Genomic DNA, 10,526 nt, shown 5'->3' on the forward strand with positions numbered 1-10,526 from the left:
CTCCTCCATGGCGCCCTCGATCTTGGCTTAGTCATCGGTTTGTTTTACCTGCTAAGCCGGGTCTTTGGTGAAAATCAAACCCTATGGATTATGAGGGGGCTGTTGGTGCTGATGGTGGCCCAGGTGGTGAGCGATCGCCTCCATTTGGAATTGTTGAAGTTTGTGCTGGAAAAATTTGTCTTGGGCACAGCGGTGGCCCTAGCTGTAATCTTCCAGGCAGAACTGAGGCGATTTTTAGAGCTGCTTGGCCAGGGGAGATTTTTAGAATTATTGCGGCGGCGGAGTTCTAGCCCCCCCAGCACCGATGCCATTGATGAAATTGTCGATGCCGTCAAGGAACTGTCCCAAAATCGGATTGGGGCTCTGATGGTGATGGAAGCCCAAGGAATTTTAGATAGCCGTATTTTTCTCAATCGGGGGGTAGCCATTGACAGTAAATTGTCCAAGGAATTGTTGCAAACCATTTTTCAGCCAAAAACCTTGCTCCACGATGGAGCCATTTTTATCCGGGGCTCCCGTTTAGTGTCCGCCGGGGTGATTTTGCCGCTCTCAGAACGCAGTGCTTCTCGGCAGTTGGGCACCAGGCACCGTGCCGCCATGGGCATCACCGAAAAAAGTGAAAATTGTCTTTGTATTGTCGTTTCCGAGGAAACTGGCTCCATTACCCTGGCCCAGGGGGGAAATCTCAACCGTCCCCTGACTAGCAGTAAACTAAAGGAATTGCTCGAAACTGAATATGCCCCCCCCACGGAGCGGGAGTCCGTTACCCCCCAACTCAGCCGCCTGAGCCGTAGCCTGAGTAACCAAAGTTGGGGAATACTCAGACGTTTGCTTTGGCTGCCTTCCTCAACTGCCCAAAACGACAAAAAATGACTATTAAACCTGTCATCTTAGAAACATTACCGCCGGATTTGGACAAGCAACGGTTACCCCAACATGTGGCGGTCATCATGGATGGGAATGGCCGCTGGGCAAAGCAAAGGGGAATGCCAAGGATTATGGGCCACCAGCGGGGGGTGGACTCCCTGAAGAATTTGTTACGTTGTTGCGACGATTGGGGCATTTCTGCCCTGACGGCCTATGCTTTTTCCACCGAAAATTGGGGCCGTCCCTTGGAAGAAGTGGAATTTTTGATGACCCTGTTTGAGCGGGTGCTACGGCGGGAATTGAAGGAAATGATGGCGGAAAATGTCCGTATCCGCTTTGTGGGTAATCTTACTTCCCTGCCCCGTTCCCTCCAGGATGAAATTGCCCGCTCCATGGAAGATACGAAAAATAATACGGGAATCCGCTTCACCGTGGCCACCAACTACGGCGGCCGCCAAGAAATTGTCCATGTCTGCCAGGCGATCGCCAGGGAAGTGCAAGGGGGGAAGTTAGACCCAGAAACCATCGATGAAGGGGTGGTGGAAAAATATCTCTATACTGAAGGTTTATCCCATCCCGACCTCTTGATCCGCACCAGTGGAGAATTGAGAATCAGCAACTTTTTGCTCTGGCAAATGGCCTACGCGGAAATTTATGTCACCTCCACTCTCTGGCCCGACTTTGACCGCCAAGCGTTCCATTTAGCCCTGCGGGACTATCAACAAAGGCAACGTCGTTTTGGTAAAGTTTAGGGCCAGCCCGACATTGTCGGAATTTATGCCCAAATCCCCATCGCCAAAGAACCGCAGTTTAAACAAACTTTAAACAGCCTGCGATAAAATCAACTAGTTTTCCTGAGCATTTGCCATGCCCCAAACCCAAACTGGCATTGAGGATTTTCTCCTGCGCCAACTGCGCCGCCCCCCAGAAGCAGAGGAAGAGGAAGACTATTTCGACTATTTTTACGATGAACCGGGCAGTGAACCAGGGACCCTCAGCATTGAACCCGATGCGCCCCCTTCTCGCATAGTCTTAGTGGACTATAGCCCCAACCATGCTGTCCGCAAATCTGATATCAGTCCCAACGCCCTCAGGCCCTACCTAGGCACCAACACCGTTTCCTGGATGGACATTGAAGGTTTGGGCAGTGAAGAGGTGCTTAAGGAAGTGGGGGAAATTTTTAAGTTACACCCTCTGCTGTTGGAAGATATTGTTAACGTGCCCCAACGGGCCAAGGTGGAAGATTATAACGACCATGTCATGGTGATTGCCCATCGGGTACGCCCCAACCGGGAAGAAGATGGATTTGAGAGTGAGCAGGTCAGTTTTGTGTTGGGCAAACGTTACCTGTTAACTTTCCAGGAAGGCCATATTATTGATTGTTTTAATCCATTGCGGGAAAGAATTCGTACCAACCAGGGAAAAGTGTGCCAACAGGGGGCGGATTACCTCTGTTATTTGTTAATTGACATGTTAATTGATGAATATTTTCCCCTCTTAGAAGACTATGAAGAACGCATTGAAGCCCTAGAAGATACCATTATTCGTAATCCCAATAGTTCATTGATGGAGGAAATTTACCATATTCGTCGGGAACTGTTGGCCCTGAGAAGGTTAATTTGGCCCCTGCGCCATGTGATGAATGTGCTGCTGCGGGACACCACCAATTCCATCGTAACAGCAGACGTAAGAATTTATTTTCGGGATTGCTACGACCACATTATTCAAGTGTTAGATATTATTGAGGCTTACCGGGAATTAGCTTCGAGTTTAATGGAGGTTTATATGACTGCCATGAGTAATAAAATGAACGAGGTGATGAAGTTTTTGACTGTTATTTCCACTATTTTCATCCCCCTAACTTTTATTGCTGGGGTTTACGGTATGAACTTCAAAGACATGCCAGAACTAAATAGTCCTTGGGGCTACTATATTACCTGGATAGTGATGATTTTAATTGCCGGAGGCTCCCTCTATTTCTTCTGGCGCAAGGGTTGGCTTAGTCCCTCCTATGATTTGGGGGAAAAGTAGCTTGGTAATTATCAAGCATATTTTGATTGTTTGAAGGAAACTTGAGGGTATTGCCAAGAGATCTTTAAATGGCTCGTGACTCGGCTCGGTGATATGTTATGATCTGTTCATAATTTGTGGTCAAGTTATCGCTCTTCTATCAGAAAAGAGAAGACAGAATAGAAGAAAAAAGCTGAAAGCTAGAGGTGGCATATGGTAGCCCCCCGTAAAGCCAAAGAAACAGTAGAACTCATAGACAAATATTGCTGAGCCTATAGAGACTTGTTTCTAGAAGTGAGAAGTTTAGAGTACTTTAAATATTTGCATCTAGGATTAATTCTGGATATAAAAACAAGAGAGTTTCAAGCAAGTAATGAAAGCCGCCAGTTACGTAACAATTCTATGCTGTCATTGACCCTGAATTTAGCAAATATTGCCATGGTAATATCAACCATGCCGGCTGACTTGGAGACAACCTTCATCCGGCGGCAAACCAATGGCGATTATCTGAGTTGTTTCTCTCAATCCCGACGATTTCCCTTTTCCTAATCACATGGAACGCATCAGGATATTCATCCAGCATTTGTTGAGAAGGCTTCCAGTCATCGGTGCAGTACACCGTCACTTTCCACTTTGCCAGTCTCTCCAGCAAACGACCTAGGGTTTGACTATCAAGATTTCCCAGTTCCCAGTCGATGAGTCTCCCAGTAAGACGGTCATATGCTTTCCAGATCCATAACTTATTTTTTCATCTGGAGAAAATGCCACAGTTCGTCTAATTCCACCACCATGGCTGAGTCTGGGGCTGGTTTTTCATAGTTTGCTTCACCAAAATCTCTAACCTAGTTGAGCACTGACTGAGTGGAAACTCCCAATAGTTTTGCCTTAGCATTCATTGACATACCACTCATGTACAGCAGGACTGCTTCTAGTTTCATCCAGAGAGGTTTACCCTGTTCCTTGGAGAGATTTGTGAGTTGATACAAAAGTTTGCAGATCAGTTAACGTAAATGGGCAAAGTTAGACGGGAGGACGGCAGGGGCAAGTTTTACTGTGCTTTAATTTGGGCGCCCCTTAAAAGTATGAAATTTTTCCCTACCACAGATTATGTGAGTGATGCCTGATAGATCTTTTGAATGGATTCATCCAACATGGTGTTGAACTCACCATCGGTTTGCTGGGCGGTCAACCCTTCAGTCAAGGCTCGGGAAAAGCTTGCTATGACACCGTGATTCCTACCCAGGCGCTCATTGGCTTCCATTTGGGAGTAGCCACCGGACAAAGCAACCACTCTCAAAACACTGGAATGTTCAATGCAATCGCTATAAAGGTTGTCTTGCTCCGGCAGAGTGAGTTTGAGCATCACCCACTGCCCGTTGGACAATTGTTCAAGATGCTTCAGAATGGCAGCTTTGAGTAGCGTTTCTGCCATAGCTTTCTCTGGGCAGTGAATATCCACCTCCGGCTCAATGATTGGCACCAGTCCGGCGGCAATGATTTGCTGGGCTAGCTCAAATTGCTGGCTCACGATCGCCTCGATACCGGCCCCATTGGCATGTTTGATAAACGACCGCATTTTGGTGCCGAAGATGCCTTTTTTCTTAGCTTTCATTAGCAGATCGTCAAGCTGGGGTATGGGCTTCATCAACTGGACTCCGTCCTTCTCTTCGGCTAGTCCCTTATCGACTTTCAGAATGGGTACGATTTGCTTCTGCTTCCAAAGGTAGTTGACAGTGGACTCTCCCTCAACTTCCCGGTCCATGGTGTCCTCGAACAGAATCGCCGCCAAAATTCGATCGCCGCTGAAGCCGGGACTAGTCATGATGCGGGTCCGCATTTGATGCACCAGCGCGAACATCTCGTCGTCACCAGAGTAGGTATCCTGTTCGATTCCGTAATCGGCCAATGCACCTGGTGTGCTACCTCCACTTTGGTCTAAGGCGGCAATGAAGCCAGGATGGGATTTCATTTTTTCCAGTTGTTCCTGGTTCAGTTCGAGAATCATCACGCTTCCTTCCTTTGGGGTAAGTTTCTGTAATATTTTAATGAATTGAAATGATGAAAAAATTAAGATAGCAACATACGGACGAGCAAAAATCAGAGATAGCAAAAAAATAATATTGACGGCGATCGCCAGTTATCCCCTAGTAATTAAGACGATCGCCGTGGCCCCAAAAACCATCAAATTTAGTCACTGTCAGGTTGCCCAAGACTTTGACCTGACAGGCCAGCCGCCGAGTCGTTTCGGGGCCATGGGGAGGCAGGGATAAACGGGTCTGTTCCTGCCAACCCAGTGTCGAAACCTCGCCCTTGATCGCCACCGCACAAGTTCCACAGGTTCCCAAACCCCGGCAATTTATGATTTTGGTATTGCCGTTATGGACGGGAATCTGGTTTTTCAGTAATACCTGCCGGAGATTAGCTCCCCTCTGACAGTTAATGATTTTTCCTTGGACAGTAATGCTCGGCATGGTTTTCTATAATTCAAAACAAAGTTTAGATTTCATCCCATAGGTTTTCTAAGGTATAGGGGCTGCCTGAAATTGTCCAAAACTCCCCTGAGACGTAGCGATAATGACGGTCTAGTGCCGCAATTTTTGCCATTTGGGCATCAGTGAGGGTAATATCTGCCGCCTTCAAATTTTGTAGTAGTCGTTCAGGATTAACCGACTTCGGAATAGTTACAGTTCCCCTTTTAATTGCCCAGGCTAAAAGGACTTGGGCCGCACTGCATCCTTGTTCAGTCGCAATCGCAGCAATCACTGGGTCAGCTAGTAATTTTGGTTCTGCCTCCTTCTGAAAAGCCGCCGGGCGATCGCCAGAGCCCAGGGGAGAATAACTCGTTAGTAAAATGTTTTGGGATTCAGCAAATGCCAGTAAGTCTGATTGCTGGAGATAGGGGTGAAGTTCCACCTGATTGACGGCGGGGCGAATACGGGCCATGGACAGGAGCATTTCTAACTTTTTAAGGCTGAAATTAGACACCCCAATATGGTGACAGAGTCCTAAATCAACTGCTTTCTCTAAGGCTTGCCAGGTTCCTTCTAGGGAAGCTTGGGTAAATGGCAATAACTGATCACCGGATTCAGGAAACCCAACACCGGGTTCAATGACCACCGGCCAATGGATTAGATACAGATCCAAATAATCTAGACCCAAATCCTGCAAAGTTTTTTGGAGAGCAGGTAAAACCGCGTCGGGATGATGGGCATTACTCCACAGCTTGGAAGTGATCCAGAGATCCTCTCGCTTTACCAAACCCTTCTTGAAAGCATTGGCAAAAGTGGCTCCAATTTCCGCCTCATTGCCATAGATGGCGGCACAGTCAAAGTGGCGATACCCCAAGTCCAAAGCTTGCTCAACGGCTTGACCTACCACTTGGGGGGACGACTTCCACGTTCCCAGACCTAGGGCAGGAATCTGCTCCCCATTGCTCAAATGGAAATATTTCATTGAATTCATCCTAGTCAGGTATTTGAACAAAAGTTAACGTTTTTGGCTCAGCACTTGTCGCACTTTAGTTGCTAGCTCCAAACGATTATAGGGTTTACTTAGCAGGTCCACTCCCGGATCAAGGCGACCGTGATGAACAATGGCGTTCTCGGTGTAGCCAGAGGTGAACAAAATCTTGAGTTTGGGATACATTGCCTTAGCACGATCAGCTAATTCCCGCCCGTTCATGCCACCGGGCATAATTATGTCGGTAAGCAAAAGCTCGATATCGTTATGGCTGCCCAAGACTTTTAGTGCATCGGGGCCGGATGTGACGGCTGTGACTCGATAACCTAGGGAGCGCAACTGAGCTTCAAGGTGTTTCAGTACCAAATCGTCGTCCTCGGCAATCAAAATATGCTCCGTACCACCTTCCGGTGATGATTCCTGGGTTGGTTGATAATTTACTTGCTGGGCACCTCTCACCATTGGGAAGTAGAGTTTAACTGCCGTGCCTTCACCGGGTTCGGAATAAATTTTTATATGTCCACCCGATTGTTTGGTAAAACCAAAGACCATGCTTAAACCAAGGCCACTGCCCTTGCCCACCGTTTTAGTGGTGAAGAAGGGTTCAAAGGCGTGGCTCACTGTATCTGCATCCATGCCAATGCCAGTGTCCGAAACACAAATCATGACATACTCGCCCGTTATCACTTCAGAGTGGCGATCGGCGTAATCACTATCCAGCACAGCAGTGGAAGTCTCAATGGTCAATTTGCCCCCATCTTGCATGGCATCGCGGGCATTGACCACCAGATTCAACAAGGCTGTTTCCAGTTCACCAGCATCAATTTCTGTAATACCTAGATCGGGGTCAGGGGCAAATTCAAGCTCAATATTTTCCGGCAGGGTGCGACGAATAAGTCCCCACATCGCTTCCACCAACTGATTAATGTCTGTCATTTTGGGATCAAGAGGATGGCGGCGGGCAAAGGCCAGCAAATGGCGGGTTAGTTCGGCACCACGCTTAGCGGCCGATAATGTCATTTCCGCCATACTTTGTAGGTTTGGATCCGCCACCAGTTCCGACAACATTTCGGCGTTACCTAGAATAATTGTTAATAAATTATTAAAATCGTGAGCCACACCACCGGTTAAATGTCCCACAGCTTCGAGTTTTTGCGATTCTCGTAGCCTCTGTTCCATTACCATGCGTTCAGTAATATCGAGCATACTACCCACCATACGGATCGCTTCGCCCTTTCCATCGCGGGTCACAAAACCACGGTCTATGACATTCGCGTACTGGCCATCGCTTTTCATAAAGCGGTAATCGCATTCCCAGTAATTTTCTTCACCGTCGATCACTTGATGAATGCCCTGGACAACCCTTTGTCGGTCATCGGGATGGATGCATAACGCCCAAGAGTCGGGCCCCGCCATATCCGACAAAGTGTATCCAAACGTATCCGTTATGGAGGCATTCCACCAGATTTTATTGGTGGCAAAATTCCAGTCCCAAATTACATCATTGGTGGCTTTGGAGATTAACTGAAAACGGTCCTGGGCCTCCCGCAAAGTGGAAATATCCTGAAACGCTCCCTGAACAACAATTACCTTGCCTTGGGCATCTCTTTCGGCTTCACCAATGGCCCGTATCCAAGGACTCCGCCCATCGGGTAGTTGAAGTTGGCAGATGACATCGAAAGCCTCCCCTTGCTGCACACAACGTTCAAAAACTTCCATGATAAATTCACGAAATTCGGGCGCATAAAACTGAACTGCTGTGGCCACATCAGGGGGAGAGTAACCGGCTGGCATACCATGAATCACCGCGGTCTCCGACGTCCAAGTGACAACCGGCGGATCTAGTTCGACACGCCAACCCCCTAGCCTGGCCTTTTCCCCTGCTAGACGTAAAAGGTATTCCGCTTGGGTAAGTTTGTCTCGATTTCTGATAAACGAGGTAATGTCCTGAACACAGCCAACCACGATTTCACCGTCCGGTGTCCAATGACGTTCACCAAAGCCTTTAACATACCTAACATCGCCATCACGGGTGGTCACACGATGTTCAAAAGCAATTCGGGGGGCATTTTCTTCCATAAAGGACTGATAAACGGCAATGGATGCTTCCCGATCATCTGGATGTACCATGGCAAAATATTCTTCGACATCCAGTGCTTTTTGAGTAGGGGTCATACCGTAGATGTCAAACACCTGCTTAGACCAATTCAAAGTGCCGGTCTGTGGATTATATTCCCAAGTACCAAGACTCAGAATCCGCTCTGCAGTGCGAATGCGAGCCTCATGTTCCTGCAGTTTTGATAGAGTCTGCTTTAGTTCTTTTGACCGCAGAATAATATCCTGAAGAGCAATGCGGTTTTCAGTTTTGGTGATTTCCGTGAGGATGGCAAAACTATTTTCATGAACTATCTCCGTCACATCCTCTACCCTGTGCATAATAAACTCGACTGCTCCGAATTCATCTAACACAGGACTATTTACCGGACTCCAAAACCTTTCTTCAAAAGTACCATTGGGTAGGCGTATGGGATAACGTTGTATACCCATTATATCGGCTGTTTTCAGCGACATAACTCTCTGCAGGGAGGCGGATAAGCTGTTTACCCCATCCGCATTGGGGTCATTGGGGTCATCGGGAAATACCTCAAACAGGGTCTTGCCGACAATATCACTTTCTTTTGTAGCGGTCGCCTTCAGGTATTCATCCGTGACGGCAATAATCTCAAATCTGTCGGGCTGGAGCACCAGAATTTTGCTTGGTGACGCATTGAAAAGTCTCTTGTATAGAAAATCCATTGGTTGATTCATTATGCCTACTTGTCCGATAAGCTGCTCCAATTCCCGACAGTGACAACATCCATGGGCTTGCCGATAAAGTAGCCTTGGGCTTCGTCGCAACCAAGCTCTCGCAACAGCCGCAGAGCGGATGTGTTTTCTACCCCCTCAGCTACTACATTCAGATCCATGGACTTCCCAAGACCAACCACAGCGGCGACAATTTTCCGAGACTCTTGGGAACTGGAGAGAGTTTTGACGAACATTTGGTCGACCTTCAGTTCCGAAAAAGGTAACCGTGCCAGTTGCACAAGGGAGGAGTAACCGACGCCAAAATCATCAATGGACAACTGAAATCCATGGATGCGAAACTGAGTCAAATGCTCTAATAGCACCAGTGGATTTTCCATGCTAGCTGTCTCTGTAAGTTCCAGAATAATCTGTGATGGCTTAATACTATGCTCGCGGCATTTATTTCTTAACCAGTGGGGAAAATTTGTATCTTTTAAATTGATTGGTGAAAGATTCAACGCATATTTCAATGGAGATCTATGGTTCCGTAGGGGCAAGTTGGCTAAGGCGTAATGATAGACTTGTCGCGTTAGTGCATCAATCATTCCTCGTTGCTCAGCCAAACTAATAAACTGATCCGGGGGGATCATAGTACCGTCCTTTTGGGGCCAACGGGCGAGGCATTCAAATCCGACTAGTTCGCCAGTCAGACAGGAAATTTTGGGCTGAAAGTGGGCCACAAAGACTTTGGCCTTGAGCGCATCGCTGATTTGCGCATCAGAAACAGAATAGGCTGGGAATTTCCGCGTTGAAACAGTCTCATGGGCATCCTTTGCCAACAATTCCAAAAGTTGAGCACGGGAAAAGGGCTTGGCTAGGGTGCCCAGAAGCCGAAGTCCGTTTTCAGTGGTGGCCCTAGCAGAGGATTCTAGTATGCGTCCTCCTAGACCAGACATAATGATCACTGCCGCCTTGCATTTCATCTCTGCTAGCTTACGGATAACTTCTATCCCATCACGATCAGCTAGTTGCAAATCTACCGCCACGTGGGTTGGTGCCGAGGAGGCCACTTTCTCTAGAAAAATGTCAGCATCATCAATATAGTCAGCGTCATAGGCTGCGGTGGCAGCCATCATGCAGATTGTGGCGGCGACATCTTTTTCGTCGTCAAGGACTAACAAGCTTCTTGAGACTTTTGTTTTCTCCGCCACAGTGACCTCGATATTTGCTGTTAATGCTCAAGATGCCGGTTATGACCGCCTACTGTGATTTTAGTTTATGGAGCCTGTAACTTATTGATATATTCCCGGAAGCGTTCTAGGTCTGCTTGGATGGTAGATTCCACCACCCGACCGAGGAAGAGATTATCCATCAATAACCCCAGCCAACCCGGTACGTTATAG

At 47.6% G+C, this 10,526-nt stretch carries 8 protein-coding genes and 2 pseudogenes; 4 read left to right on the top strand and 6 right to left on the bottom strand.

Features of this window, described 5'->3' with window-relative positions:
* The 4 genes and pseudogenes from cdaA to IQ219_RS20115 form a co-directional block, all read left to right on the top strand.
* Nucleotides 1-873 (top strand): diadenylate cyclase CdaA (gene cdaA, locus IQ219_RS10465; RefSeq protein ID WP_194072560.1); only part of this gene is annotated, 873 nt, incomplete at its 5' end.
* Entirely contained in the window at nucleotides 870-1,619 is a 750-nt protein-coding gene (gene uppS, locus IQ219_RS10470; RefSeq protein WP_190598076.1) for a polyprenyl diphosphate synthase, read from the top strand. The genes cdaA and uppS, both read left to right, overlap by 4 nt.
* 115 nt (nucleotides 1,620-1,734) lie before the next feature.
* Nucleotides 1,735-2,898, top strand: coding sequence for a magnesium/cobalt transporter CorA (gene corA / locus IQ219_RS10475; protein WP_190598075.1), 1,164 nt, complete (start codon nucleotides 1,735-1,737; stop codon nucleotides 2,896-2,898).
* A 192-nt stretch (nucleotides 2,899-3,090) separates the two neighbouring features.
* Nucleotides 3,091-3,234 (top strand): annotated as a pseudogene (locus IQ219_RS20115) (IS701 family transposase); the annotation flags it as partial.
* A gap of 5 nt (nucleotides 3,235-3,239) precedes the next feature.
* Here IQ219_RS20115 and IQ219_RS10480 read toward each other — a convergent pair.
* The 6 genes and pseudogenes from IQ219_RS10480 to IQ219_RS10505 form a co-directional block, all read right to left on the bottom strand.
* A pseudogene (locus IQ219_RS10480) lies at nucleotides 3,240-3,860 on the bottom strand (IS1 family transposase); the annotation flags it as partial.
* Nucleotides 3,861-3,982: 122 nt separating this feature from the next.
* On the bottom strand, nucleotides 3,983-4,885 hold the full coding sequence (locus IQ219_RS10485; protein ID WP_194072561.1) for a fructose bisphosphate aldolase: 903 nt from the start codon (nucleotides 4,883-4,885) through the stop codon (nucleotides 3,983-3,985).
* A 136-nt stretch (nucleotides 4,886-5,021) separates the two neighbouring features.
* On the bottom strand, nucleotides 5,022-5,348 hold the full coding sequence (locus IQ219_RS10490; protein ID WP_194072562.1) for a 2Fe-2S iron-sulfur cluster-binding protein: 327 nt from the start codon (nucleotides 5,346-5,348) through the stop codon (nucleotides 5,022-5,024).
* A gap of 25 nt (nucleotides 5,349-5,373) precedes the next feature.
* Entirely contained in the window at nucleotides 5,374-6,330 is a 957-nt protein-coding gene (locus IQ219_RS10495) for an aldo/keto reductase (protein WP_194072563.1), read from the bottom strand.
* Nucleotides 6,331-6,363: 33 nt separating this feature from the next.
* Nucleotides 6,364-9,144, bottom strand: a complete 2,781-nt coding sequence (locus tag IQ219_RS10500; protein WP_228016938.1) for a PAS domain-containing sensor histidine kinase — start codon at nucleotides 9,142-9,144, stop codon at nucleotides 6,364-6,366.
* Nucleotides 9,145-9,149: 5 nt separating this feature from the next.
* Nucleotides 9,150-10,334: an EAL domain-containing protein gene (locus IQ219_RS10505; RefSeq protein ID WP_368667600.1), complete on the bottom strand. Its 1,185-nt coding sequence runs from the start codon at nucleotides 10,332-10,334 to the stop codon at nucleotides 9,150-9,152.
* Nucleotides 10,335-10,526: the final 192 nt, after the last annotated feature.

The sequence above is a fragment of the Synechocystis sp. LEGE 06083 genome, from assembly GCF_015207725.1.
GTDB lineage: Bacteria > Cyanobacteriota > Cyanobacteriia > Cyanobacteriales > Microcystaceae > Synechocystis > Synechocystis salina.

What these genes read in the sequence shown, in the direction of transcription:
- IQ219_RS10495 (WP_194072563.1), bottom strand. Translation starts at nt 6,330, where the DNA reads ATGAAATATTTCCATTTGAGCAATGGGGAGCAGATTCCTGCCCTAGGT.
- IQ219_RS10500 (WP_228016938.1), bottom strand. Translation starts at nt 9,144, where the DNA reads ATGAATCAACCAATGGATTTTCTATACAAGAGACTTTTCAATGCGTCA.
- corA (WP_190598075.1), top strand. Translation starts at nt 1,735, where the DNA reads ATGCCCCAAACCCAAACTGGCATTGAGGATTTTCTCCTGCGCCAACTG.
- uppS (WP_190598076.1), top strand. Translation starts at nt 870, where the DNA reads ATGACTATTAAACCTGTCATCTTAGAAACATTACCGCCGGATTTGGAC.
- IQ219_RS10490 (WP_194072562.1), bottom strand. Translation starts at nt 5,348, where the DNA reads ATGCCGAGCATTACTGTCCAAGGAAAAATCATTAACTGTCAGAGGGGA.